The sequence below is a fragment of the Corynebacterium tuberculostearicum genome (assembly GCF_046097465.1).
GTDB lineage: Bacteria > Actinomycetota > Actinomycetes > Mycobacteriales > Mycobacteriaceae > Corynebacterium > Corynebacterium tuberculostearicum_I.
In genome coordinates, this window is record NZ_CP175799.1 from 286,566 (window position 1) to 311,231 (window position 24,666).

General features: G+C 64.4%; 20 protein-coding genes, 1 tRNA gene and 1 other RNA gene. 12 read left to right on the plus strand and 10 right to left on the minus strand.

The window, feature by feature from the left end; all coding sequences use genetic code 11:
- A complete protein-coding gene (gene tgt, locus ACKFRX_RS01340; protein ID WP_200436056.1) occupies window positions 1–1,245 on the plus strand; it encodes a tRNA guanosine(34) transglycosylase Tgt in 1,245 nt (414 codons plus the stop codon).
- Here tgt and ACKFRX_RS01345 read toward each other — a convergent pair.
- Window positions 1,230–1,904 carry a queuosine precursor transporter gene (locus ACKFRX_RS01345; RefSeq protein ID WP_005327386.1) on the minus strand — a complete coding sequence of 225 codons (675 nt, stop codon included), beginning with the start codon at window positions 1,902–1,904 and terminating at the stop codon, window positions 1,230–1,232. The two genes, tgt and ACKFRX_RS01345, sit on opposite strands and share 16 nt — an antisense overlap.
- 33 nt (window positions 1,905–1,937) lie before the next feature.
- On the opposite strand from ACKFRX_RS01345, the gene gluQRS reads away from it, so the two are divergent.
- The 4 genes from gluQRS (at window position 1,938) to ACKFRX_RS01365 (ending at window position 4,991) form a co-directional block, all read left to right on the plus strand.
- Window positions 1,938–2,831, plus strand: a complete 894-nt coding sequence (gluQRS, locus tag ACKFRX_RS01350; protein WP_408919345.1) for a tRNA glutamyl-Q(34) synthetase GluQRS — start codon at window positions 1,938–1,940, stop codon at window positions 2,829–2,831.
- Between the two features lie 11 nt (window positions 2,832–2,842).
- On the plus strand, window positions 2,843–4,423 hold the full coding sequence (locus ACKFRX_RS01355; protein ID WP_408919344.1) for a cation:proton antiporter: 1,581 nt from the start codon (window positions 2,843–2,845) through the stop codon (window positions 4,421–4,423).
- Window positions 4,424–4,433: 10 nt separating this feature from the next.
- Window positions 4,434–4,769 carry a hypothetical protein gene (locus ACKFRX_RS01360; RefSeq protein WP_005323168.1) on the plus strand — a complete coding sequence of 112 codons (336 nt, stop codon included), beginning with the start codon at window positions 4,434–4,436 and terminating at the stop codon, window positions 4,767–4,769.
- A gap of 84 nt (window positions 4,770–4,853) precedes the next feature.
- On the plus strand, window positions 4,854–4,991 hold the full coding sequence (locus tag ACKFRX_RS01365; RefSeq protein ID WP_408923072.1) for a helix-turn-helix domain-containing protein: 138 nt from the start codon (window positions 4,854–4,856) through the stop codon (window positions 4,989–4,991).
- 11 nt (window positions 4,992–5,002) lie between these two features.
- Here the strand turns inward: ACKFRX_RS01365 and ACKFRX_RS01370 are convergent, their stop codons facing one another.
- Entirely contained in the window at window positions 5,003–6,982 is a 1,980-nt protein-coding gene (locus ACKFRX_RS01370; protein WP_408928021.1) for an acyltransferase family protein, read from the minus strand.
- A gap of 376 nt (window positions 6,983–7,358) precedes the next feature.
- On the opposite strand from ACKFRX_RS01370, the gene ACKFRX_RS01375 reads away from it, so the two are divergent.
- A complete protein-coding gene (locus ACKFRX_RS01375) occupies window positions 7,359–8,537 on the plus strand; it encodes an IS256-like element ISCre1 family transposase (protein ID WP_013887464.1) in 1,179 nt (392 codons plus the stop codon).
- Window positions 8,538–8,672: 135 nt separating this feature from the next.
- Here ACKFRX_RS01375 and ACKFRX_RS01380 read toward each other — a convergent pair.
- Window positions 8,673–8,761 (minus strand) — tRNA-Ser (locus tag ACKFRX_RS01380).
- 179 nt (window positions 8,762–8,940) lie between these two features.
- Between ACKFRX_RS01380 and ffs the strand changes: the two genes are divergently transcribed.
- From ffs to recR, 6 genes are all read left to right on the plus strand, one after another.
- An RNA gene (gene ffs / locus ACKFRX_RS01385) (signal recognition particle sRNA small type) lies at window positions 8,941–9,039 on the plus strand.
- 60 nt (window positions 9,040–9,099) lie between these two features.
- Window positions 9,100–10,371, plus strand: a complete 1,272-nt coding sequence (locus tag ACKFRX_RS01390; protein WP_408928022.1) for an aminotransferase class I/II-fold pyridoxal phosphate-dependent enzyme — start codon at window positions 9,100–9,102, stop codon at window positions 10,369–10,371.
- Window positions 10,325–10,915, plus strand: coding sequence for a suppressor of fused domain protein (locus ACKFRX_RS01395; protein ID WP_005323164.1), 591 nt, complete (start codon window positions 10,325–10,327; stop codon window positions 10,913–10,915). Before ACKFRX_RS01390 ends, ACKFRX_RS01395 begins: the two co-directional genes overlap by 47 nt.
- Before the next feature lie 18 nt (window positions 10,916–10,933).
- A complete protein-coding gene (locus tag ACKFRX_RS01400; protein ID WP_408928023.1) occupies window positions 10,934–13,234 on the plus strand; it encodes a DNA polymerase III subunit gamma and tau in 2,301 nt (766 codons plus the stop codon).
- Between the two features lie 62 nt (window positions 13,235–13,296).
- Window positions 13,297–13,665 (plus strand): YbaB/EbfC family nucleoid-associated protein, encoded by a 369-nt coding sequence (locus ACKFRX_RS01405; RefSeq protein WP_005327377.1) that lies wholly within the window; start codon window positions 13,297–13,299, stop codon window positions 13,663–13,665.
- Window positions 13,666–13,737: 72 nt separating this feature from the next.
- A complete protein-coding gene (gene recR / locus ACKFRX_RS01410) occupies window positions 13,738–14,394 on the plus strand; it encodes a recombination mediator RecR (protein ID WP_408928024.1) in 657 nt (218 codons plus the stop codon).
- A 24-nt stretch (window positions 14,395–14,418) separates the two neighbouring features.
- On the opposite strand, the gene ACKFRX_RS01415 is transcribed toward recR, so the two are convergent.
- The 7 genes from ACKFRX_RS01415 to leuA form a co-directional block, all read right to left on the minus strand.
- Entirely contained in the window at window positions 14,419–15,510 is a 1,092-nt protein-coding gene (locus tag ACKFRX_RS01415) for an HNH endonuclease signature motif containing protein (RefSeq protein WP_200436062.1), read from the minus strand.
- 109 nt (window positions 15,511–15,619) lie between these two features.
- Window positions 15,620–16,393 carry a type 1 glutamine amidotransferase gene (locus tag ACKFRX_RS01420; protein ID WP_408928025.1) on the minus strand — a complete coding sequence of 258 codons (774 nt, stop codon included), beginning with the start codon at window positions 16,391–16,393 and terminating at the stop codon, window positions 15,620–15,622.
- Entirely contained in the window at window positions 16,386–17,663 is a 1,278-nt protein-coding gene (locus ACKFRX_RS01425) for a MurT ligase domain-containing protein (RefSeq protein ID WP_408928026.1), read from the minus strand. The genes ACKFRX_RS01420 and ACKFRX_RS01425 overlap by 8 nt, the downstream gene beginning before the upstream one ends.
- 27 nt (window positions 17,664–17,690) lie before the next feature.
- On the minus strand, window positions 17,691–18,992 hold the full coding sequence (locus ACKFRX_RS01430) for a DNA polymerase III subunit epsilon (protein WP_408928261.1): 1,302 nt from the start codon (window positions 18,990–18,992) through the stop codon (window positions 17,691–17,693).
- Window positions 18,993–19,190: 198 nt separating this feature from the next.
- Window positions 19,191–21,746 carry a hypothetical protein gene (locus ACKFRX_RS01435; protein ID WP_408928027.1) on the minus strand — a complete coding sequence of 852 codons (2,556 nt, stop codon included), beginning with the start codon at window positions 21,744–21,746 and terminating at the stop codon, window positions 19,191–19,193.
- Between the two features lie 111 nt (window positions 21,747–21,857).
- The gene (locus ACKFRX_RS01440; RefSeq protein WP_408919338.1) at window positions 21,858–22,637 is read right to left on the minus strand and encodes a hypothetical protein; all 780 of its coding nucleotides are present in this window, start codon (window positions 22,635–22,637) and stop codon (window positions 21,858–21,860) included.
- Window positions 22,638–22,694: 57 nt separating this feature from the next.
- A complete protein-coding gene (gene leuA, locus ACKFRX_RS01445; RefSeq protein ID WP_408919337.1) occupies window positions 22,695–24,512 on the minus strand; it encodes a 2-isopropylmalate synthase in 1,818 nt (605 codons plus the stop codon).
- Between the last annotated feature and the right edge of the window lie 154 nt (window positions 24,513–24,666).

Below are 24,666 nucleotides of genomic sequence, written 5' to 3' on the forward strand. Positions count from 1 at the left end.
ATGGACTTGAGTTTCGACGTCGGCAAGCGTCTGCCCGAAGGCCCCGGCAAGCACGGCCGCAGCGGTGTCATCCACACCCCGCACGGTGATATCCAGACCCCGGCCTTCATCCCGGTGGCCACCAAAGCCACGGTCAAGACGCTTACCCCGGAGCAGATTCGTTCCACTGGTGCGCAGGCCATCTTGTCGAATGCGTACCACCTCTACCTGCAGCCGGGCCACGACATCGTGGACGAGGCCGGCGGCGTGGCCGAGTTTGAAAATTGGCATGGCCCGACCTACACCGACTCCGGCGGATTCCAGGTCATGTCCCTGGGCGTGGGGTTCAAAAAGGTCCTTGCGATGGATATTGCGGATCTCAGCGATAAGGACATCCGCGCCGCTAAGAAGGAACGCATGGCGCAGGTGGACGAGGATGGCGTGGATTTCAAATCCGTCATCGATGGCTCCAAGCACCGCTTTACCCCCGAGAAGTCCATGCAGATCCAGCACGGGCTGGGGGCAGACATCATGTTCGCCTTCGACGAGCTGACCACGCTCGTTGATACGCGTACCTACCAGGAAGAATCCGTCGCGCGCACGCACCGCTGGGCCAAGCGCTGCCTGGATGAGCACGACCGCCTCACCCGCGAGCGCACCCACCGGCCGAAGCAGTCCCTGTGGGGCGTTGTTCAAGGCGCGCAGTACGAGGACCTGCGCCGCCAGGCCACTCGCGGCCTGCTCGACCTCGACCGCGCCGCCCGCGAAGACGGCAAGCGCGGCTTCGGCGGCTTCGGCATCGGCGGCGCGCTGGAGAAGGAAAACCTGGGCACCATTGTCGGATGGGTGTGTGATGAGCTACCCGAGGACAAGCCGCGCCACCTGCTCGGCATCTCCGAGCCGGACGATATCTTCACCGCCGTCGAGGCCGGTGCCGATACCTTCGACTGCGTGGCGCCGACCCGCCTAGCGCGCCGCGGCGGCGTCTACACCCTTGACGGCCGCATGAACCTCACCAATGCGCGCTTCAAGCGCGATTTCGCTGGGGTCGACGAGGAATTCGGCGGCTACGTATCCGAGAATTACTCCCGCGCCTACCTGCACCACCTGCTCAAGGCGAAGGAATTCCTCGCCGGCACGCTGTGCACCATCCACAATGTGGAGTTCATGATCCGCCTGGTGGATAATATCCGCGCCGCCATCGACGGCGGCTACTACGAGGCCTACCGCGATGAATTCCTCGGCCGCTACTACGCCGGCAAGTAATCCTCGCGCTTCTTCACCCATTTAATGACCGCGGCCGTCACCGGCAGCATGACGGCCTCCATCAGGGTCTTCCACACAAAGCCCACGATGACGTAATTGATGAACCCGCCCACGGTGTCCACGCCGATAACCGGCGCGGCGATGGCGCAAAAGAGCAGCGTATCGCCGAACTCGCCCACCACGGTGGAGGCGATGAGGCGCGCAAAGAGGCCCTTTTCGCCGGAGCGCTTCTTCATCGCGGTCAGCGTCCAGGCATTCAGCAGTTGGCCCACCACGTAGCCAGCCAGCGAGGCGAGCAGAATCTGCGGCATCAGGCCAAGCGTGGCGGCGAAGGCCTCTTGGCCCTCGTAGAAATCGGCCGCCGGCAGCCAGATGGCGATATAGAAGCACACGGCCGCCAGGATGGCCATCGCGAAGCCGATGTAGACCGCGCGCCGGGTGGATTTGAAGCCATAGCACTCGGAGAGCACGTCGCCGACGATATAGGCCAGCGGGAAGAGGAAGAAGGCGCCGTCGGTAACCAGCGGGCCGAGCTGCACGCCCTTAGTGGCGTTGATATTGGAAATGAGGAAGGTCACCACAAACACGGTGACCAGCCAGGGGTAGAGGGTGGAACGGACGGGAATGAAGCGCACTTCAGCGCCGGTTGATTTTTCCATGCCCGCCATTGTGCCAGCCCGTAGACTGTGGGCATGAATTCCGCGACCACCGGCGCCGGCCGCTACGCGCCAAGCCCCTCGGGCGATCTGCACTTTGGCAACCTCCGCACGGCGCTTCTGGCGTGGCTTTTCGCCCGGTCGACGGGCAGGCGCTTTGTGGTGCGCGTGGAGGACATCGATAAGCAGCGCTCCTCCCAGGAATCGGCCGAGCGCCAGCTGGCGGATCTGCGCGCGCTCGGGCTGGACTGGGACGGTGAGGTCATCTACCAGCACGACCGCGACGCCGCCTATGAACAGGCTCTGGCCCAGCTGCCCACCTACGAGTGCTATTGCTCCCGCAAGGATATCCGTGAGGCCTCCCGCGCCCCGCACGCCATTCCCGGCCAGTACCCGGGCACCTGCCGCAACCTCACCGAAGACCAGCGCGCGGTCAAGCGTGCCGAGCTTGCGGCCCAGAATCGCCAGCCTGCTCTTCGCCTGCTTGCCGACGCCCCCACATTCACCATCCACGACGCCCTCCACGGCACCTATACGGGCGACGTGGATGACTTCATCCTGCGCCGCGGCGGCCAAGACACTGGCTGGGCTTATAACCTGGCCGTCGTCGTCGATGATGCCTACCAAGGCATCGACCAAGTGGTCCGCGGTGATGATCTGCTCTCCTCCGCGCCGCGGCAGGCTTACCTCGCCTCGCTGCTCGGCATCGAACCGCCGGAGTATATCCACGTCCCGCTCGTGCTCAATGCATCCGGCGAGCGCCTGGCCAAGCGCGATGGCGCGGTGACCATGCGGGAGATGGGGGAGGAGGGCGACGTCGTCAAGCAGCTGGCGGCCTCGCTGGGGTACGAAGCTCACAGTGCCGCGGATCTGCTCGCGCAATTCGCGCCCGACCGCTTAAGCCCTGAGCCCTATACCTGGCGCGGGTAAAATCTGGGCCCATGGATGTTCTTCTGGTGCTCATTGGGCTCATGCTGCTGACCGTGTTCGTCGTCGCCATCGGTGACAAGATTGGGCTGCCGTGGCCGGCCCTGCTGACGATCATTACCGCCTGCGCGGTTTTCGTGCCGGGCCTGCCCCAGTTCGAGCCGCCTACCGAGCTCATCCTGCCCATCTTCCTGCCGCCGCTGCTGTGGGCGCTGGCCCGGCGCACCTCGTGGGGTGTTATCCGCGAGCAATGGGTGACCATCTTGAGCCTGTCCGTGCTGCTGGTGGTCGCCACCACGCTGGCCGTTGGCTTCACGGCCTATGCCTTCCTGCCCGGCATCAGCCTGGCCGCGGCCATCCTTATCGGTGCGGCCATCGCCCCGCCGGACCCCGTCGCCGTTGACGCCGTGGCCGAGCCCGCCGGCATCCCGCGCCGCATCATCACCACCTTGCAGACCGAGGGCTTGTTTAACGACGCCGCCTCCATCGTCGCCTTCAATCTCGCGCTGACGGCCGTAACCCAAGGCGATGAGCTCTCCTTCGGCGGTGGCGTGCTCAACTTCTTCTACTCCGCATTCGTCGCGGGCGGCCTGGGGTGGGTCGTCGGCCGGCTGGTGGCGCTGTTTATCACCCACGTCCACGACGTCACCGCGCGCAACGCGCTGACCTGGGTGACGCCGTTTGCGGTCTACCTCATCTCGGAGGAACTCGGCGCCTCCGGTGTTATCGCCGTGGTCATTGCGGCCGTGGAGCTTAATTCTCGCGCCGATATTCAGGCCGAGGACCGACTGTCCGGCCAGTCCTTCTGGGAGACCATCGAGCTGCTCTTTACCGGCGTGGCCTTCGGGCTCATTGGCCTGACGGTCAATACCGCCATCGGCGAAGTAGGCTCGGACCTGTGGCACTCTGTGGTGGTGGGCGTCATCTTGTCCCTGGTGGCCTTCGTCGTCCGCTTGGTGTGGATGTACATCTATTACCGCATCAACGTCTCCCGCGGCCGCCCGCGCGTGGCGCCGCTGCGCCTGCAGGAGGTGCTGCTGATGACGTGGTCCGGCATGCGCGGCCTCGTCACCCTGGCGCTGGTTTTGTCCATCCCGGCCGGCGTGTTCAGCTTCCACCACGAGCTTGCCGTCATCGCGCTGACCGTCTTGCTGGTCACGATGGTGGTGCCCGGCCTGCTGCTGCCATGGCTGATGGAGCGCCTCGACCTTACGGAAGCCTCCCAGATTGCCAGCGATAAGATGCGCGCCGCCGTGGTGAGTCGCGCGCGTGCGGCCAGCATCGAGGCCCTGTCGCACTTCCGGCCGGACGGCCACATTACTGCCGACGCCGAAAAGGTCGACCCCGAAATTTCCGCCAACGTTATCAAGTGGTTCGAGGACCGGCTGGGCGATGGCGAGGATGTCTCCGATGATTCCCGCGTACAGCGCGCCTGGCAGGCCCGCCACGTGGCGTTGGAGGCCCGCCGGACTGCCCTGGCGGCCGCACAGGAGGAGCTGCTGCGCATGCGCGGCTACCGGGCCTATAATCCGGCCATCGTGGATGAGGTGCTCGAGGAAATTGACCGCATGGTCTTGGGCACCAAGCGCCACTAGGCTGGGCGGCATGGATCCCTTCGATTATGCGCAGCTTGAGGACGCGCTGGATTACCTCTACGACTTCCTCGACCAGGACCTAGCGGACCGCGTGCGCGCCGAGCGCGAATATGTCCCGGCCGGGCTGGAGGGCCTGCTTGCCGACGACTCCCTCGACGACTACGTCTGGCTCTGGATCAAAGACCCAGGCCCGAATGGTTTCCGGCAATACCTGCGCGATGGGGGCTATTCCGAAGCCGAGGTCTCCCAGGCTTTCCTCTGGGCGCGCACCGAATGGGGGATGAATACGCCGCCGCACGTCGCTTGGCTGAAGGCGGATGGCTACGAGCCACCGGTCATCGATTAGGGGAGAGGGGCGTCGGCAAGCGCGGCCGCGCGCCCGTATACAACAGAAATACCGGCTTCGTTGCTATGCAACAGCAACGGCACTATGGCCATAGTCAAAGCTGTACGCCATCCAGGTCGCAGTTCGTCAAAGGTAGCTAAGCAATGCGGTATTTCCCGGCAGCGCGTCCATCAGGTTCTCAACGCTTTTGATGCTGGTGGAATGAAAGCCGTCGTCAACTGACGTGGCCACGCCTACTTATCTACCGTGACTATCTGATCGTCCGGTGCGGAGCCATCCGTGGGGAAGGCCAACGTGAGTGCCTTGGCGAAGTACTCCGCGCGCTTTTCATTACCTTCAGTCTGGTAATGCACGTCATCGCCTGGGAGGAACCATTCGGGGCGAACGTCGGAAGCCCAGTCATAGACAATAAGGTTTGGGTAGCGATCCCGGGCGGCAAGGAGTGCCTTGTTGAAGGGCGCCATGTTGGCATTATCGTAGGGGCCGGAATTGAGGTTGGTCGCGGCAGTCGGCCACAGGACGGGGGCATCCCCCAATAGTTCCATGATCTGGTCCACGCGCCAGTCCTCCTCGCCGGATCCGCCCACGGCGCGGTTGGCGGCGTCGTTCACGCCGGCACCGATGATCCAGCAGGCGTCCTCGCCGTAGCCCTGGTCCAGAAGACGCTGGACGGAATCTCGGATGGAGGGATCGCCCTCCAAAGACTCCACAGTGGAGCGTGCACCGGTGACATCAGCCACCACTTCGTGCGCGCCGACGTTCTTGTACGTCACCTGCGCGTTGCGCTGGGGATCGGAGAGGTAGTCATCATCAAACATTCCGATGGACGTGGAATCGCCGACGTGAATGACGGTGGTGCACCGGGTCTTGCCGTCCTCTGGGGTCGCATTCTCCGCGGAAGGAGAAGCTTGTCCGGTAGCCTCAGCGGAGGAATCTTTCTCCTCTGAGTCGGACGGGGCCGGGCCGTCGCCGCCAATCTGGACGCCCATCTGCTGTGCGCCGGGCTGCTCGGCCTGGTTGAGGGAATTATTCCACGCAGCGGGAACGCCCATGGATACCACCGCGGCAAGCAGCGTAGCCGGAATGGCGAGGGCCATGCGCGGCAGCGTATGGCGCTTGCCCCACCATTGCTTCAAGGGCGCGAGTACGCCGTAGCGGCGGACCGGATCCTCCACCAGCGTCCAAGAAATGTGTGCCAGCGCAACGGCCACCACGGTGACCAGCGCAGGATGAGCCCACGGCAGGTTTTCCCACTGGGGAATGAAGACGATGGCGGGCAGGTGCCACAGGTAGATGCCGTAGGAACGCTCACCAATCCAGCGCAGCGGCGTGAGGCCAAAGAACTTGGACGTCAGTGTCCGCTTGTCTAGGGCAGCGGTGATCACTGCGACGCTGGCCGCTGAGAGGGCTAGAAGGCCCCAGTTGTACAGGTGCGGTGAGTAATCTGGCAGCAGCCAGAAGAGGGCGGCGATGCCCAGCACGCCGAGCAGCGCGGCGGGGATGGTGAGCAGGCGCGGCGGAATGCGGTAACCCTGCGCGTTAGTCAGCGCGATGGCCAACGCGGCGCCCAAGAGGATCCCGCCAGCGCGGGTATCGGTGCCCTCATAGACGCGGGTGGCATCGGATCCGGTGTTGAAGAGGAAGGCCATCCAACCAAAAGACACAGCAGCCAGTACCAGCGTGCTGACGACCAATGGGGCGCGCTTGCCGCCGGTGAGCTTAAGAAGCACAAACAACACGAGCGGCCAGAACAGGTAGAACTGTTCCTCCACGGACAGCGACCACATGTGGTCCAGCGGCGCGTGTCCAGCAAAGCGGTCGAAATAGGATTGGCCTTCTGCGATGACATGCCAGTTATTGACATAAAACAGCGAACTTAAGGAGAACCTGGCATTTTCGCCCAGTTTGGGCAGGTCGAAGAAGATAGTGAGTAGCAAAACCGTTACCAGCATGAGCGCAACCGCCGGAACGAGTCGGCGGAAGCGGCGCAACCAGAACGTGGGCAAGCCCAAGCCTTTGCCACGGCGGTAGCTTCGCATCAAGTTTGCGGTGATGAGGTAGCCCGACAACGTAAAAAACATGCCGACACCCAAATAGCCACCTGGCAACCATGCAGGGTTGAGGTGGTAAATCAAAACACCGAGCACGGCGACGGTCCGAAGGCCGTCGATGGCCGGGACATAGGAGGTGTGTGAATCAACCGGTCTTGGCATGTTCGGGTAACTCCTCGAATGAAGGTACACGTAGGGGATGGCGCTCGCGCCATAGGGGACTCACATACTCTAAACCGTGAAGCGAAAGTCGTTATAACTTCTACACCCTCGGCAGGGTTCGTTCCCCGGCTTGAGGGACATCTGGGGGTGCCGACATTTTTAGGATTGTGAAAGTAGCAGCTTGCGTCGGCGTTGGTTGATGCTTAATCCCTTTCGGGTTAAGCGACAAAATGTGTGTCCGGAATCGTTGATTTTCATGCTCTGAACTCCGCGTTTGCGGAAAATATATGCTCCAAAAGCATATATTGGCCCTCTCTTGCGAAAATCCCCGGTGTGGCTGCCATGGTGTGCTACGGAGCGGTGGTTCGGTTGCCCAATGCCAAAGAACCGACCACGCTGCCATTGTGGCGGCGATATGAAACGAAACGGCACCACCAGCAACGGGACGACCCGGTGGCGGTGCAAAATCTGCGGTGCTTCACTGACCAAGCAGCGCAGCGATATCACCAACGCAGCCCTATTTCGTGCGTTCATCCAGCACCTGACCGCCGGGACCAGTCTTGCGGCGATCGCCGGCAACATGAGCTGCTCGACACGTACGCTGCAGCGCAAATTCGATGCCTTTTGGCTGGTTGACGTGCCTGACCCGACCATCGGCCATACAGGCAGGGTCTACGACCAGATCTTCATCGACGGCACCTACACCGCAGGTGGCTGTCTGATCGTGGCGGCAACGCTCGACCACGTCATCGCCTGGCACTGGTGCAAACAAGAAACCACACACGACTACAAGCGCCTGCTCGAGCGCATCGAAGCACCGTTGATCGCTGTGATCGACGGTGGCCGAGGAGCCACAAGCGCAATTAAAACGTGCTGGCCAAACACCAAAATCCAACGCTGCCTCGTGCACGCCCAACGCAGAGTACGCCGCTACACCACCTCACGACCACGCACTGATGCTGGCCGCACCATCTACCGACTCGCGCTGAAACTCACCCGCATCACCACCCTGGACGAGGCTGCACAATGGGGTGCACAACTGCAAGAGTTTCACACGCTCTACAAGGATTGGCTCAACGAAAAGACACAGGTCAAAGACCCGAAAACAGCAAAAGACACACTCGTGTGGACCCATGTCAACGTGCGCAAGGCCTACAACAGTCTCAACCACCTGTGGCGCAATGACCTGCTGTTTGTCTACCTCAAGCCCCCGAAAGGTGTGCTCGAGCCGCACCGGATCAAATCCACCACCAACAGTCTTGAAGGCGGCATCAACGCCCAGCTGAAGCTCCTTGCAAGAACTCATCGCGGCAGACGCGGTGAGCACCAACGCAAAATGCTGGATTGGTGGCTGTATCTGAAAACGGAACTGCCTGGCGATCCAATAGAAATCGCCAGACAGTCCAACTGGGGCCAGAACCAACTCGCCAAAGTTACAACCCTGACCCGAAACGAGAACCAAGCCGACTATGAAACAGGACAACCAGCCCTCTACGACAACGGTATCGATACCGAGTACACACACTCAATCGGCATCCAAAAAGGCCACATCTAACCCCGCGACACGCCGATAGCAGACACACATTTTGTCGCTTAACCCTCCCTTTCTGCCCCTTAACCCCAAACTAATCCCCAAAACGAAGAAAGTCTCGAGACATCGAAATAGTAACGATGTCTCGAGACTTCATAATGGCGGAGGATGTGGGATTTGAACCCACGAGGGGCGTGAACCCCGCACGCGTTCCAGGCGTGTGACATAGGCCGCTAGTCGAATCCTCCGAGAAGAAACATTAGCAGCCGTGGCAATTATTTTACCAATCGCCAGGTCAGGGCCTATTTTCGGCGATCTTAAGCCGTTATCCGTCGAATGGTCCTTGGGTTGCGCGCCGGTGGGCGGTGGCGGCCCATGCGGCCGGAGGCTCATTTGGCTAAACCGGCGCGCGGGCGTTAAAGTATGGGGCAGGATTCCGCGTGGCGTCCATCCTCTGAACTCCCCCAGGGCAGGAATGCAGCAAGGGTCAGGAGGCTCTGGCGGGTGCGCGGGGTCCCCTTTTTGTATGGCGTGCGTTACTATTGGGGGCTAAAAGTCGCCCTATACATGGAAGGTAGACATACGCATGTCGCTTCTTACTTTGGAATCGTCCGAACTCGCGGAGCTCGCCGCCCAGGTCCGTAAGGACTACGAGGACCTTAAGGCTAAGGGCCTGAAATTGGACCTGACCCGCGGAAAGCCGGCCAAGGCACAGCTGGACCTCTCCAATGATTTGCTGGCGCTGCCCGGCCCGGGCCATTACACCGATGCGGCCGGAAACGACTTGCGTAACTACGGCAACCAAAAGGGCATCAAAGAGCTGCGCGATATCTGGGGCAAGCTGACCAACATGGACCCAGAGCTGCTGATTGCCGCAGACTCGTCCTCGCTGAATATCATGTTCGACCTGATTTCTTGGGCGTTTCTCTTCGGTACCAATGATTCCGCACAGCCGTGGAGCAAAGAAGAAAAGCTTAAGTGGATCTGCCCGGTGCCGGGCTACGACCGTCACTTTGCCATCACCGAGCAATTCGGCTTCGAGCTGGTCACCGTGCCAATGGAGGAAGACGGGCCGGATGTAGAGGCCGTCGAAAAGCTGGTGGCGGATCCGGCAGTCAAGGGCATGTGGGTAGTGCCGATGTTCGCTAACCCCACCGGCGCCGTGATTTCTGAAGACAAGGCCCGCCGCCTTGCGCGGATGCAGGCCGGCGCGCCGGATTTCCGCATCGTGTGGGATAACGCCTACGCGGTGCACACCCTGACCGAGGACTTCCCGGAAATCCTGCCGATTCTGGATATCGCTGCGGAAGAAGGCAACCCGAACCGCTTCTGGGCCATGTCCTCTACCTCGAAGATCACCTTCGCGGGCGCGGGCGTGGGCTTCTTTGGCACCTCGGAGGACAACCTCGAGTGGTACCTGGAGCACGCGGGCATCCGCGGCATCGGCCCCAATAAGATTAACCAGCTGGCGCACCACGAGTTCTTCGGCTCTGCCGAGGGCGTGCGCGCGGTAATGCGCCGCCACGCCGCGCTGATTAAGCCCAAGTTCGATGCCGTGCTGCGCATCTTGGACAAGCGCCTCGGCGAGTACGAGGTGGCGCAGTGGACCAATCCGAAGGGCGGCTACTTCATCTCCCTCGACGTCGTCGACGGCACCGCCAACCGTGTCTGGGAGCTCGCGCGCGATGCCGGCATCCTGCTCACCCAGGCCGGATCCGCCTTCCCCTACGGCCAGGACGACAATGACCGCAATATCCGCCTCGCCCCAACCCTGCCGCCGCAGGAAGAGGTCGAGGCCGCGATGGACGGCGTTGCCACCTGCGTGCTGCTCGCCGCCGTGGAGAAGTTGGGGGCCTAAAATCAACGCCGACGAGTCTGCCCTGTGGCTGAGCGAGATTATCCCGGCGCCGCTGGAGTTCCGCTACGTCGATAAGCGCCGGCTAGGCCTTGCCTCGCTTGCCGACGCCCAATCGCTCGCCCTCACCACCACCTTCAGCACCATCGATACCGGCCTGCAAAGCCAGGACGACGGCACCGATGTGCGCTGCGAGCTGCTCACGGTGGCGCGCACCGGGCAGCCCGAGGTGGCCGCCGCCATCAACGCCGCGGCTGACACCTTCGAAAAAGCCGGCGGCCTGCTGCCGGCGCAGCCGGGCGTGATGCTGCCGTCCATCCTCGATGTCCCTGACGTCACCGTGCACCATGGGCTCTTCATCGCGCCGTACCTGTGGGGCGGGCAGACCCCGCAGTTTCGCGAGGAGGGCCGCCTGACCCTCATCCTGCAGCTAGTCATGCTGACGGATTCGGAATATGCGTTTGGGGTAGAAGAGGGCGTCGGCAAGCTGCAGGCAGCGGTGGCCGAGCAGGGCATTGACCTGCTGGACTGGTCGCGCGAGGGTTAGCCGGTAAACTGGCTAACCGTGGCTTTATACCGGAAATATCGTCCAGCAACGTTCGCGGAGGTCGTGGGCCAAGAGCAGGTCACCACGCCGCTATCCGCCGCCCTTGATGCAGGGCGCATCAACCACGCCTACCTCTTTTCCGGCCCGCGCGGCTGCGGCAAGACCTCCTCGGCGCGGATTATGGCCCGCTCGCTCAATTGCGAGCACGGGCCGACCTCGACGCCGTGCGGCAAATGCGATTCCTGCGTCTCCCTCGCTCCCGGCGGCCCCGGCAACCTGGACGTGACGGAGCTCGACGCCGCCTCGCACAACGGCGTGGAGGACATGCGCGAGCTGCGCGACCGCGCCTACTACGCGCCGGCCGAATCGCGCTACCGCATCTTCATCATTGACGAGGCGCATATGATTTCGCCCTCCGGTGCGAACGCGCTGCTCAAGGTGGTGGAAGAGCCGCCGGAGCACGTCATTTTCATCTTCGCGACCACGGAGCCGGAGAAGATCATCGGCACCATTCGCTCGCGTACCCACCACTATCCCTTCCGCCTGCTGACCCCGCCGGCCATGAAGGGCTTGCTGCAGCGCACCGTTGCGGCCGAGGGTGTGCGTGTCGAGGACGCCGTGTACCCCATGGTCATTGAGGCGGGCGGCGGTTCCCCGCGCGATACTTTGTCTCTGCTGGACCAGCTACTGGCCGGCGCCGGGCCCGATGGCCTGACCTATGACCTTGCCCGGCCGCTGTTGGGCGTCACCGATGTCTCGCTGCTTGACGACGCCATCGAAACCCTCGCCAACCAGGACAAACCCGGCCTCTTCGCGATGGTCGACCACGTCATCGAGGCCGGCCACGACCCGCGCCGCTTCGCCGTCGATTTGCTCGATCGTTTGCGCGATCTGATGATTCTGCAGGCCGTGCCCGGCGCCATCGACGCCGGCCTCGTCTCCGCGCCCACCGACCGCGCCTCGGTGCTTACCGCCCAGGCGCAGCGCTTTTCCGGGCCGCAGCTGACCTACCTGGCATCCACGGTCAATGACCGCATCAGCGACCTCACCGGTGCTACTTCACCGCGCCTGCTGCTAGAAATCATGTGCGCGCACCTGCTTATCGGGTCCACCGGCCCCGCTGCTGCCGCGCCTGCACCCGCAGCGGCTTCCGCCCCCGCTCCCGCCTCCGCTGTCAATGCTGCCGCGGCCTCGCCCGCGCCGGCTGGCCCTGCGACCCCGGGCGGTGCTCCCGCGGCCAACTCCGCCGTCGCCGGTGCCCAAGACCCCCAGTCCGCCGCTGCTGCCATCATCGCTCGCCGCCGCGCCAAGTCCCAGGAGCAGCAGGCTTCTGCCCCGTCTTCTGCTCCAACCTCTGCACCGGCCGCTCAGCCGCAACCGGATGCGCAGCCGAAGGCGCAACCCGAGCAGCCGGCGGCCGCTGAGCCGCAACGCACGCAGAAGCCTCAGAACCAAGAGTCGCAGCCGCAACCGCAGCAGCAAGAGGCTGGAGACCCGTGGCAGCGTGAGCGGCAAATCCCGCAGGCAGAGGTGCCCGAGCAGCAATCGGCGCAGCCGGCACCGGACCAGCAGGAGCGTCGCGAGCCACTGGAGAAGCCTGTGCCGGCCCGTGCAGAGGAATCCGCCACGGAAACTGCGCCGGAACCTGCCGCGCAATCGCAGGCGGCGGAGGAGCCGGCGGGTGACTTCGCAGAGGCCGTGAGGGAGAAATGGGTGGCGTTGAGGGGGAGCGTCGGAAAGCGGAATAAGGTGGCCGAAATCATGCTGGCCGAAGCCCGCGTGCTTGGCTTCCGCGATGGCACCCTGACGCTGGGACACACCACCGGCGCGCTGGCCGAGCGCATCAACGCGCCCGCCAATAACGCCGTCATTGTGGAGGTGCTCAAGGAAGAGTTCCAGCGCGATGTGGCCGTGAACTGCGTGGTGGGCACCGACCCGAAGACCGCCGGTTTCGATGCCCCGCGGCCGCCACAGCGCAAGGAAGCGTGGACGCCGAATCAGCCGGCGCGCGAGCCGGCCGACGATCAGGAGGCGGAGAGTAAACCAGAAAGCAAGCCTGGCTGGCGCTCGCGCATCGCACGGGCGACGCAGGCCGCTAAGCAGCGCGATGAATCGCAGTTCAGCAATGGTGTGCCGCTGCCGCCCGAGCCTGAGCCGGACTTTGCCGCTCCGCCGGAGGAACCGCCGGCCTACACCCGCGACGACGAGGAGCGGGACATGATGGAGGCCGCGCAGTCGACCGGCGAGATGGATCATCGCAGCGCTACCGAGGTAGCTATGGAGCTGCTGGAGCGCGAGCTGGGCGCACGGCGTGCCTAACCGGCAAGCACGGTACACTCGGGCGGTAGCGAAATTTACAGTTGAATTAGAAAGGAAACGACATGGCTGACCAAGACCCAATGCAGCAGGCAAATGACATGAACGACCTCATCGCGCAGGCCGCGCAGGTGCAGGCGGACCTGCAGAAGGCGCAGGAAGAAATCCTCGCCACCAACGTCGAGGGCCAGGCAGGCAACGGCCTGGTTAAGGTGACCATGACCGGCGGCGCCGAGCTCGTGGACCTGCAGATCGATAAGTCCGTCGTGGACCCAGAGGACGTCGACACCCTGCAGGACCTGGTCATGGGCGCGTTCAAGGAGGCCCACGCTGCGGCCGGCCGCCTGGCACAGGAGAAGATTGGCCCGCTGTCCCAGGGCATGGGCGGCCAGGGTGGCCCGTCTTTTGAGGATGTCTTCGGCGGCAACCAGTAGCCCGCACGATACGATAAAAGGCCGTTGCCCCGCGTTGGGGCCGCGGCCTTTTGCTGATTTTGGGAGTAATTGATGTTTGAAGGACCTCTGCAAGACCTCATCGACGAGTTTTCGCGCCTGCCGGGCATCGGCCCGAAGTCGGCGCAGCGCATCGCGTTTCACGTTTTGCACATGGAGCCTGAGGACATCGAGCGGCTGCAGAACGCATTGGGCGCGGTGCGCGACGGCGTGACCTTCTGCCGCATCTGCTGCAATATTTCCCGCGAGGATGTCTGCCGCATCTGCATTAACTCGCAGCGCGACGCCTCGACCATTTGCGTGGTGGAAGAGCCGAAGGATATCCAGGTCATCGAGCGCACCGGCGAGTATGAGGGCCGCTACCACGTCTTGGGTGGCGCGCTAGATCCACTGGCGAATGTGGGCCCGCGCGATTTGAATATTTCCACGCTGCTGCAGCGCCTCGGTGGTGTGCTGCCGGACCGCGAGCTGGCGGATTCCACTCCTGAAGCCCCGCTTTACGACGTCACCCCCACCATCCACGAAGTCATCCTCGCCACCGACCCCAATACGGAGGGCGAAGCCACCGCCGCATACCTGGTGCGGTTGCTGCGCGACTTCCCTGATTTGAAGATCACCAGATTGGCCTCCGGCATGCCGCTCGGAGGCGATCTGGAGTTCGTGGACGAACTCACCTTGTCCCGCGCGCTCTCTGGCCGCCTGACCATTTAGCGCGGGTGAGCGCGCGAGCGCGGACTAGGGGACGGCGGCCGTGGGCCCGGTTCGCCCGCGGCCGGTGAACACTGGCGGCCCGTGTGCTTTGCTTGCCGTCCCGTTATCTGCGCTGCTGTGTAAACCGCTGTGGCCGCTATGCATGCTGCTTGGCGAAGCGTTGTGCCGGCTGGCGGGCGGAAGCCAGGCGATTCGGCCATTGACGCGGGCCATGCGGCCGCGGCCCGGCAGGCCGTTGATGGAGTTGTGATATGGGCACAGCAGCGTCATGTTTTCGGGGTGGGTGAGGCCGCCGCGGGAGTATTCGAAGAGGTGGTGGGCTTGGCATTCGGAGGCGGGGCGTCGGCAAGCGGGCCAGGCGCAGCGGGCGCCTTCGGCCTCGAGCATGCGGCGCTGCTTCGCGGAGGCCTGCCGGGTGCGGTAGAGGTTGACCGGCCCGCGCTCGGGGTGGATGAGCGTGAAAAGGCCGGCGCCGGCGAGGGTGCGGCGGACGAGTTCGGCGCCGGTGATGGTAGCGCCGTTGGTGAGAGCGAGGCGGATGTCGTCGCCGTCGCCGGCCAGGATTTTCAGGTAATCCGGCAGCTCGATGATGACATTGGTGGTCACGGTCGCGGGCGCGGCGGCGCGGGAACCGGTGAGCCAGGCCAGCGGGTCGGATTTGGCGGCGGCCCAGATATCGGCCATCTGCGCGGCGGGGCCGGTGAAACTCAGGGTGGTTTTCTCGCCGTGCATGATGCGGCGGCCGCCGTCTTCGCGCTCGGGCGGCGGGTTGATTTCGCGCAGCAGCCGCGTCGCCGCGCGCGAGACCTGCGCGGTGGTGCCGGCGGTGGCGCATAGCTTCTCGCGGAATTGCCAGCGCTTGGTGGGGTCAGAAATGCCGCGCGAGCGGCGGGCGATGAGCGCGAGGGTTTCCAGGCTGTGTTGGTTGCGGCGCGCGGCGGCCAGGGCGCGGGATTGATAGCGCGAGTGGCTGGTGGGCGAGAGGAAGGCCGCGGCGGTGCGGCGCACGGTGCGCGCTTGGTCCGCGGGCAGGGGCAGGCTGGAGGCGGCGTGGGCCTCTTCGAGAAGTTCCACGCCGCGCTTAGCGATGTCGCCCAGCTGCTCCAATAACGTCATGCCCCGCAGCCTATGGGCGGGGGCAGGCGGCTACAAGGGCAGGCGGCCGAGCCTGTGGATAACTCGGGGGTTCCGGGGCTGCCGGGCGAAGTTATCCACAGGCGCGGGCCTATCTTTGGGAGCGCGGGGGCTCGGAGGCGTTGAAACGTTCGACGCGCAGGCGGTCAACGGCCGGGATCTCAATCGGCTCGAGGTCCGCGAGGGCCACACCCATCGCTTGGGCGAGGAGGAGATCGGCCAGCTGCGGGTTTCGGGCCAGCGCCGGGCCGTGCATATAGGTGGCGATGACGCTGCCTTGGACGGCGCCTTCGTAGGTGCGCTGGGCGGAGCCGTCGCTGAGATCGGCGGTGGCAGCCTGGTCGGCGTTGCCATTGCCGCGGGTGAGCGTGCCGAGCGGCTGCGCAGACGGGCCGAGAATGGTGGCACCTAGGTGGTTTTCGAAGCCGGTCAGCGGCTCGGTGAGGTCCGCGGTGACTCCGGCGCGGGTGGGCTCGGAGGCTACCTCGCCAATGGCGCGGTCCTGCATGCCGGCCGTGGTGGCGTCGATCAGCCCGACGCCGTCGACGATGCGGCCGGAGGCGCGGAAGGATTCGCCGAGGACCTGCAGGCCGGCGCAAATGGCAAAGACCGGGCGGCCGGCGTTAGCGGCGCGGGTAAGGCCGCCATCGGAAATTAGGTGGTCCGCGGCCAGGATCTGCGCGGTATCTTCGCCGCCGCCGAGGGTGTAGATATCCAGCGTTTCGGGCACGGGCTCGCCCAAGCGGATCGGGTGAATCTCCGCTTCGAAGCCGCGCATGCGGGCGCGCTGGCGCAGGACGAGGGCGTTGCCGTCGTCGCCGTAGGTACCGAGGACGTCGGGAAGCACTAGGCCGATATTAAGCATTGGTGGCCTCCTTGGAAAGCGCCTTCTTCAAATCGCGGAAGGCAGTGTAGTTGGCGAGGACCTCGATGCGACCCTCCGGGCAGGCGGCGAGCGCATCGAGCGGATCCGGGATGAGCTCGTGGGAGATATCGGCGTAGACCAGGCGCACCGCCAGGTCGGTGCCGCGCTCGCCGGCGGCCTTCACGCTGAGGCCATTGAAGCCTTCGAATTTCACGTCCCACAGCCAGGACATGTCAATGCCATCGGCCACCTGGCCGTTGGTGGCGATGACCAAGCCATCGGCGCTGCGGTCCACCATGGACAGCGCTTCTTGCCAGCCGGCCGGGTTCTTGGCCAGCAGCAAGCGAATCTCGCGGCCGCGCCAATGAATGGTGGAGTAGCGGCCGGCTACGTCGTCGATGCCCTCAGCGGCCGCAATGGCCTTATCGAGGTCCACACCGAAGCCCTGCACGGCCGCGGCAATGGCTTGCGCGGCGTTGCCCCGGTTCGCGCGGCCGGGCAGCGCCAGGTTCAGCGGGCGCTTGGCGGTGGGGCTGATAATGCCATGCTTATCGACGCCCCAGGTAGGCTGCGGCCGGCGGAATTCGCGGCCGTCGGCAAGCGGCTTAACGGCATACCAGTCATCCTCGGTGCGCACGACGTGCCCGCCGGTGCGCGGGCAGGTGACAGAATCGCCGAGCCAGCCGGCGCCGGCCGAGACCCAAATGACATTCTTGGCGTCGTAGGCCACGGAGGTCATGAGCACATCGTCGCAATTGGCGATGACGAGCATGTCCGGGTGGGCCTCCACGGCGCCGCGCAGCGCGCGCTCAATCTTGTTGATTTCACCCACGCGGTCCAGCTGGTCGCGGGTGAGGTTGAGCAGAACCAGGGCCTGCGGGTTGAGGTTATCGGCCACGTGGGGCACGTGGAGCTCGTCCACCTCGAGGACTAGGTGCGAGGCGTCTTTGCCGGCCATGAGCGCGGAGATGATGCCGGCGTCCATGTTATCGCCGCCGTCGTTGGTGGCTACGGTGTGCTCGGCGCGAACCGCGGCGGCCAACATGCGGGTGGTGGTGGACTTGCCGTTGGTGCCGGTAACTAGCACGGCCGGGCGCCCACCGCCCAGGTTGGTCATGATCGAAGGGTCAATGGCATTGGCGATTAGACCACCGATCATTCCGCCGGCGCCACGGCCGGTGGCGCGGGAAGCGGTAGTGGCCAACTTCGCGGCGGTAGTGGCGGTGGTGGTGCGCAACTTCTTCAGCGCACCCGGGACTCTAAAACTCATGTCCCCTAGGGTAGTCGGGCGGGCGGCTTAGTCGTTCTTTTTCGCCGCCGAGCCGCCAGAATTTCGGCGGCCTCTGCCGCGACCACCGCGGCCACCGCGGCGCCGGCGCCGCTTGTTGTTCTTACCGCCGCCCTTTTTGTTGTTCTGCGGCGAGCGTTGGGCGCGCGGCGCAGGCTTAGTGGGTTCGGGTTCGGGCTCGGCGTCTTCGATGCGCGTGAGGGCGTCAAGAAACGCGGCGTCCGACATCAGCGGGATGCCTTTGCGGTGGGCATGCATGGGCTTTCCCACCAGATCCGTGGTGACATTGCAGACAACCAGCGAGGACTCGCGGGTGAGCTTTTCCGAATAATTGAGCTCTTCGCGCATGAGCGCGGCGATGATGGTGTCTGGGTCCTCGAGGATTTCCGGTGCGACGACGATTTCCATGCCGCGGCGCAGCTCCTTGCCCGGTTCATATTTGCCGGGATTGTGGTGCTGGACGGGGGCCTCGGCGGCGTCGACGCGCACGTGGGAGCGTTGCAGGCCAAAGCGATCGGCGCGCACGTCCTCCGGCGCATAGCTGCGCACAGTGCCGCCTTCTTGCTGGCGGTAGAGCGCGATGAGCAGCTCGGTGTTCTCGCGCGAGGTTTCTGGCTCGGGCCGGCCGGCGCGCTCCACCGAGGCCTGCGGCGTGGCGTCCAGGCCGCTCTGCTTGGCGACGCCCCCCAGCCGCACATCATTTGCCCGCACCTGCTGCGCGTAGGAGGTGGCCAAGGTATCGATAATGCGAACCGGCGTGGGGACGTGCCCGACCTTTTGGCGGCGCCGGCGGCCCTTATTGCGGCCGCGGTTGCGCGCCCGGTTTTGGCGCGCGGCGGCCATCATGGCGCGGCGGGCCTCGGCGACGAGAAAGCCCCAGGTATAGGGGAGATCGTGGACGATGAGCGTGCGGCCGTCGATAAGCTTGTCTAGCGATTTAAGGATCTTGCCAAAAGCCGGTGCCTGCTCAATATCGGTGGTGCTCAGCCCGTGGAGGTGGCGCGGCCCGGCGTCGATATCGGGCTTGAGGACGGCGTGGAAGAGCTGGCCTTGTTCGCCGGCGTCGTTGAATGCGATGGCGTCGATAGTCACGATGCGCCCGGTGCTGGGGTGGATGCCGGTGGTCTGTAGGGTCAGCGCCACGTAGGGGTAGTCGGCCGCATCGGTGGATGAGTCGGCCTGCTGCGGCTGCTGCGGCTTCTTGTTAGCCTCTTTTGGCGTGGCAGGCCGCTCGTGACGGGCAGGTGGGTGCGGCTTCGGCTTCGGTTTTGGCTTGGGCTTTGCGGCGTCCGGTTCGCCGGACGGTCGCACTGCGCGGCGCGGCCGGGTACGTCGCTGTTCTGTGCCCGGTTTGGGCGCTGTGGACCTGGCCGCGTGGCGCGAAGCCACCGTCGCGGGCGACGGCGCTGGGGCCGACGCCGGCGTGTGCTGCGGGGAGGAGCCAGGTGTGTTGTTCATTAAACTCAGTGTAGTATCCCGCATTTCGTGCAGGGGGACAGGGCGCGCCGCTTAATTTTCCACGACGACAATGACCTTCGGCGGAGTCGTTGGCTCTTCGGGCTCCTCAGGTCGCCCCGGTGCTTCCGGCTCTGCGGGCTCTGCTGGCTCTGCCGGTTTCTCCGGTTCTTCCGGCTCTTCCGGCTCGGACGGTACCAGCGGCACCTCCGGTTCGAGCTCTACAGTGATCTCTGGTTCGGGGGTGGGGTCGATTTCTGAGCCAGGGATCGTCGTCGTAGGAGCAGTAGTCTCCGGCTCTGGCGTCGGCTCGAGCTCGGAACCTGCGATAGTGGTGCTTGGCGCGGTGGTAACCGGCACCGGCTTAGGCTCAGGCTCGGACTCCGAGGTCAGCAACGGAGACGTCGTGGTAGGTGCGGTCGACTCCGAGGGCTTTGAATCCGAGGACGCAGGCTCTGAAGATTCGGGCTCGGGCTGTGCCGAAGTGGACGTAGAGGACGCAGAGGTAGAGGTAGACGTAGACGAGTCTGCAGCCTGGGTCGGCTTAGACGTTGGCTCGCTCGTGGCAGAACTTGTGGCGGAGCTGGTGGCGGAGCTGGTGGCGGAGCTGGAAGGCTCTGCGGTCTGCTTTTCCGTCGAGGCTGCGGTGGTAGTTTCAGCTGTCGTTTTCTTGGAAGTTGTCTTTTCCGAGGTAGACGTGCTTGAGGTCGGCAGATTGGACGGCTCGGCAGGCGAGGATGCCTCAGAGGAAGGCTCCGCAGATGTCGTGCTCTTCGTGGACTCGGTGGTCTGGGAAGGCTCTGCAGCCTGGGTCGGCTTAGACGTTGGCTCGCTCGTGGCAGAACTTGTGGCGGAGCTGGTGGCGGAGCTGGTGGCGGAGCTGGAAGGCTCTGCGGTCTGCTTTTCCGTCGAGGCTGCGGTGGTAGTTTCAGCTGTCGTTTTCTTGGAAGTTGTCTTTTCCGAGGTAGACGTGCTTGAGGTCGGCAGATTGGACGGCTCGGCAGGCGAGGATGCCTCAGAGGAAGGCTCCGCAGATGTCGTGCTCTTCGTGGACTCCGTGGTCTGGGAAGGCTCTGCAGACTGGGAGGACGAGGAGGTTGCGGTCGGCGCCTTGGCCGCTATCTGGGGTGCGGGCGCCGAGCTGGAGGATGGCGCCGCGGCAGACGTGGTTTGAGGCGTTGCCGGTACCGGTGCCGGGGCTGAGGTTCGGGCTGAGGCGACGTTATTGGCTGCGTCCCTGGCGGCAGCGGCCGCGGCGGAGGCGGCGCGGGAAATTGCCTGGGAATCCTCGACGTGCTGGCCGCCGCGGGGTTCGCTGTGATAGCCACGTCGGTTGTCGGCGGCAGGGGCCTGGGCACGGTCAGCGTGAGGAGAGTGCGTCGCGCTGGGCTTTTTCGTGGTCTGCGAAGGGTAGGTGTGGTGGTGCGGTGCTGGAAAAGAGGGGGCGTCGGCAAGCGGGGGCTGAGCCGAGGCACCGCTGGTGGGGCCGGCATCGTGGATGCGCGGCGTGGTGGGGTGCGCGGGGCGCTTGGGGCCATTGCCGTCGAAGTGGGAAGAATCGAGGGAGGAGTGATTGCCTTCCGGAGCGGGCGCGGTGGAATGCGCGTTGGTGTCCGAAAGGGCTTCGTCGTCGCTCAGCAGGTTGGTGGCCACGGTGGCACCGCCACCAACGAGCACGGCGACGCCGGCTGCGGCCAGCAGGTTCGAGGTCACGGCACCGGAAGCGCCAGCAGCACCGGCAGCAGAGGCGACGCTGAAACCGCTGGTTGCGGAAGCGCCGGCGGTAGTGGCGCCGGCAGTGGTGCCGCCGGGAACAGCGGATGCGGCCTGTGCGCGGGCTGCGGTGGCTGCGGACATGATGGCGGCGCCACCGGCGACTACGCCCAAGACTAGGCCGGCGTGGTGCCTATTGGCGGCGTTGTGTGCGTAGACGGTGAGCGCGGGGCGGTCATCGGCGTTGTAGTGGAAGTAACCGTGGGCAATGGCGAGGCGGCCGGTCTTGGTGCAGTCGAGCACGGCAGAGGCGATCTCGCGGGCGGCCTCCCGGGGAAGGGAGCCCAAGAAGGTGCTATTGATATAGACGTCGACGGTATTGCGGCGCAGGAAACCGCGGGTGCGCAAAGAAACGAGGTAGTGCTCGTCGGTGTGCGGAAAGGCGGTGACGTCCTTGGAAAACTCCGTCATCGTGGCGGTGGTCTCGCCGGGCAGCATGGTCCAGCGCTGCGCTGGCGGGTTATTGGCGGGGATGCACAGGTGCGGCGCCGGCAGGAGCAGGTTGAGCGTGGGCCATTCTTCGCCGGAGGCATCTGTCATGCTCACATGGGCGGTGGCGCGCGGGTGCAGGCCGGCGCTGAGAATCCAGTCAAAGAGAGCGTAGGCCTGGGAATCGGCGGCGCTGAGGTGGCCCACAAGCGAGTCATCGATCCGAACCGCGAAGCCTTCCTCGGCGGTACGGGGGCCGAGTTCTGCGGATAGGTAACCATCTTCCGTGGCTGTGGATTCGAGCAAGCCGCTGAAAATCTCCGGCGACACATCCCCGACGGGCAGGTTATGGATCACGCCAAAACCGTGGTCAGGGACCACGTAGGTGGCGGAATCCAGCGAAGTCATTGGGGCCTTTCCATGCAAAACAATAGTTATTTTGCATTCTAAGCGTCTCTAGGGGCGATTTCCAATTTCCCAACCCGGCGAGAAAGGGGTGTTATCTTGCCCCAAAAGTTTCTACAGAATAAAAATAAGCACGGCGATAAGCGCTGCAATTACCAGCAGGGCAATGAGGGTGGGCCACCACTGCTGGCGGCGCGGTGCGGAGTCATCGACGTTGACGGCGCGGAAGCTCGTGGTTTCGAAGGTTTCGGTGGCGGCGGGGGAGGTAGGGGTGGCGTCGGCAAGCGAGGCTTCCTTTGAATCCGGCAGCGGCGCACCCGCATAGATGCTGAGTACGCGGCCGGTGCTGCGCGGCGCATGGTAGGCATGGGCCAGGGTTATGCCCTGCTTGGCGACGTCCACCCCATCCAGCCGCCCCACCCACTGCGGGCCCAAATAAGCATCGGCGCCGGAACCGCTGGGGCTGGGGGAAAGCGTCACCAATACGTGCATGCGCGCGTGGGCGGGAATATCCACATCCGCGGGCAGGTCGGTGATGTTGATGGGCGGGGCATAGCCCAGCATCGTCCACGGGCCGGCCGGTGGGTTATTGGCCGGCAGGCAGAGGCCCGGCCGGGGCAATAGCAGGGACAAGGAGCCATCGGGCTGCGGCGCGGCTGTGGCTGCAGGGGTGAGCCCGGCGCGAAAGAGCAGATCTATCTCGGGGTATTCGGCGCGGTCGGCGCTGGTGATGTGCCCGATGGGGGAGTCGGTGCGCACCTCCAGGCCGCCGTCCTCGCGGGGCGCCAAGGTGACGGTGAACTCCTGGTTTTCCTTCGTCTGCGCACCATAGATGGGCAGGGCCTGCACGGCGCCCAGGCCGCGGTGCGGAATGAGGTAGGTAGAAGAAGGCATACCCACCCTTCTACCACGCCGGGGCGCGGCACTGGTGTGCAGTGCCGGCGAGCGGGCTTAGGCCAAGGCGCGGTTGACGGCGGAGTTAATCGCGTTAATGGAAGCCCGCGTGGTGGATCCGGCGATTCCGGCGCCCCACACCTTGCTCTGGTTGACGTCGGCAGCGATATAGCAGGCGGCCTCGGCGTCGTCGCCAGCGGAGCGGGACTGCTGGGAGTATTCCATGACCTCGAAGTCGATACCCAGGGATTCCAGCGCGTTGGCATACGCCGCGATGGGGCCGTTGCCGGTGCCGGAGACGGTGGACTTTTCCCCGCGGAAGGCCACCGTGGCGGTCACGGCGACGTCGCCGTCAGCGGCCGGGGAGTTGTCTACGTGGAAGGCCTCCACGGCCAGCGGGGTCTCGCGGTCAAGGAATTCGGTGGCGAAGATGTCCCACATATTCTTGGAATTGACCTCGCCGCCCTCGGAGTCGGTGATTTCTTGCACCACGGTGGAAAATTCCGCTTGCATGGCGCGCGGCATATTGATGCCGTGGTCGGTCTTCATGATGTAGGCAACGCCGCCCTTGCCGGACTGGGAGTTGACGCGGATGACCGCCTGGTAGTCGCGGCCCACGTCCTTGGGATCGATGGGCAGGTAGGGAACCTCCCAGATGGCCTCGCGCAGTTCTTCCCACGAGACCTCGGTATTGTTCGCGCCGGGGCGGATGGTGGCCGCCAGCGCATCGAGGCCCTTGTTGACGGCGTCTTGGTGGGAACCGGAAAAGGCGGTAAAGACCAACTCGCCGCCGTAGGGGTGGCGCTCTGGCACGCGCAGCTGGTTGCAGTATTCGACGGTCTCGCGGATCTGCGGCAGATCGGAAAAATCGATCTGTGGGTCCACGCCCTGGGTGAGCATGTTCAGGCCCAGGGTAATGAGGTCAACGTTGCCGGTGCGCTCGCCATTGCCAAACAGGCACCCTTCGATGCGGTCCGCGCCGGCCATAAAGCCCAGCTCGGCGGCGGCGATTCCCTCGCCGCGGTCATTGTGCGGGTGCAGCGAGAGCAAGATGTCTTCGCGGCGGGCCAGGTTGCGGTGCATCCACTCGATGGAATCGGCGTAGACATTGGGCGAGATCATCTCCACGGTGGAGGGCAGGTTGATGATCATTGGGTTATCAGGGGAGGGATCCATGATCTCTACTACTTCATCGCAGACCTCGCGGGCGAAGTCTAGCTCGGTGCCGGTGAAGGATTCGGGGGAGTACTCCCAGCGCCACGTGGTGTCTGGGTAGTCCGCGGCGATGGACTTGATGAGTGCGGCGGCGTCGGTAGCCAGCTTCTTGATGGCGGGCTTGTCCTTGCGGAAGACCACTCGGCGCTGCAGCTTCGAGGTGGAGTTATAAAAGTGCACGATGACGTTCTTGGCGCCCTCGCAGGCCTCAAAGGTGCGGCGGATCAGGTGCTCGCGGGCCTGGACTAGGACCTGGATGGTGACGTCATCGGGAATCTTATTGCCCTCGATGATTTCGCGGACGAAGCTGAAATCCGTTTGGGAGGCGGACGGGAAGCCGACCTCGATTTCCTTGTAGCCCATCTTGACCAGCAGGTCGAACATGCGGTGCTTGCGCTCTGGGCTCATGGGATCAATCAGCGCTTGGTTGCCATCGCGCAGATCCACCGCGCACCACTGTGGGGCGTGGGTGATCTTCTTGCTGGGCCACGTGCGGTCCGGCAGGTCGATGTCTTCCACTTCGACGGCGAAGGGCTGGTAGCGCTCGTGGGGCATGGCGGAGCCGCGCTGCTTATTCCACGCGGGCTGTCCCTCGCGGCGTGGGCCGTTGGGGGTGGTGATATCGCGAGGGGCGCTGATAAAAGAGTCAGTGGGGGACATGGTGCGGTTTCCTTTTCTGTGGTGTCTATGGGGAGACGGCCAGCTGGGCTTGGGTAGCCGGACTCCGCGACGGGGGCGCTGGCCAGTACTTAGGCCGAAATCCCGCCGCGGCAGATAAGGAGTAGGTCAATCCGCTGTGTCATATCGGTCACAC

What these genes read in the sequence shown, in the direction of transcription:
- tgt (WP_200436056.1), top strand. Translation starts at nt 1, where the DNA reads ATGGACTTGAGTTTCGACGTCGGCAAGCGTCTGCCCGAAGGCCCCGGC.
- ACKFRX_RS01345 (WP_005327386.1), bottom strand. Translation starts at nt 1,904, where the DNA reads ATGGAAAAATCAACCGGCGCTGAAGTGCGCTTCATTCCCGTCCGTTCC.
- gluQRS (WP_408919345.1), top strand. Translation starts at nt 1,938, where the DNA reads ATGAATTCCGCGACCACCGGCGCCGGCCGCTACGCGCCAAGCCCCTCG.
- ACKFRX_RS01355 (WP_408919344.1), top strand. Translation starts at nt 2,843, where the DNA reads ATGGATGTTCTTCTGGTGCTCATTGGGCTCATGCTGCTGACCGTGTTC.
- ACKFRX_RS01360 (WP_005323168.1), top strand. Translation starts at nt 4,434, where the DNA reads ATGGATCCCTTCGATTATGCGCAGCTTGAGGACGCGCTGGATTACCTC.
- ACKFRX_RS01365 (WP_408923072.1), top strand. Translation starts at nt 4,854, where the DNA reads ATGGCCATAGTCAAAGCTGTACGCCATCCAGGTCGCAGTTCGTCAAAG.
- ACKFRX_RS01370 (WP_408928021.1), bottom strand. Translation starts at nt 6,982, where the DNA reads ATGCCAAGACCGGTTGATTCACACACCTCCTATGTCCCGGCCATCGAC.
- ACKFRX_RS01375 (WP_013887464.1), top strand. Translation starts at nt 7,359, where the DNA reads ATGCCAAAGAACCGACCACGCTGCCATTGTGGCGGCGATATGAAACGA.
- ACKFRX_RS01390 (WP_408928022.1), top strand. Translation starts at nt 9,100, where the DNA reads ATGTCGCTTCTTACTTTGGAATCGTCCGAACTCGCGGAGCTCGCCGCC.
- ACKFRX_RS01405 (WP_005327377.1), top strand. Translation starts at nt 13,297, where the DNA reads ATGGCTGACCAAGACCCAATGCAGCAGGCAAATGACATGAACGACCTC.
- recR (WP_408928024.1), top strand. Translation starts at nt 13,738, where the DNA reads ATGTTTGAAGGACCTCTGCAAGACCTCATCGACGAGTTTTCGCGCCTG.
- ACKFRX_RS01415 (WP_200436062.1), bottom strand. Translation starts at nt 15,510, where the DNA reads ATGACGTTATTGGAGCAGCTGGGCGACATCGCTAAGCGCGGCGTGGAA.
- ACKFRX_RS01420 (WP_408928025.1), bottom strand. Translation starts at nt 16,393, where the DNA reads ATGCTTAATATCGGCCTAGTGCTTCCCGACGTCCTCGGTACCTACGGC.
- ACKFRX_RS01425 (WP_408928026.1), bottom strand. Translation starts at nt 17,663, where the DNA reads ATGAGTTTTAGAGTCCCGGGTGCGCTGAAGAAGTTGCGCACCACCACC.
- ACKFRX_RS01435 (WP_408928027.1), bottom strand. Translation starts at nt 21,746, where the DNA reads ATGACTTCGCTGGATTCCGCCACCTACGTGGTCCCTGACCACGGTTTT.
- ACKFRX_RS01440 (WP_408919338.1), bottom strand. Translation starts at nt 22,637, where the DNA reads ATGCCTTCTTCTACCTACCTCATTCCGCACCGCGGCCTGGGCGCCGTG.
- leuA (WP_408919337.1), bottom strand. Translation starts at nt 24,512, where the DNA reads ATGTCCCCCACTGACTCTTTTATCAGCGCCCCTCGCGATATCACCACC.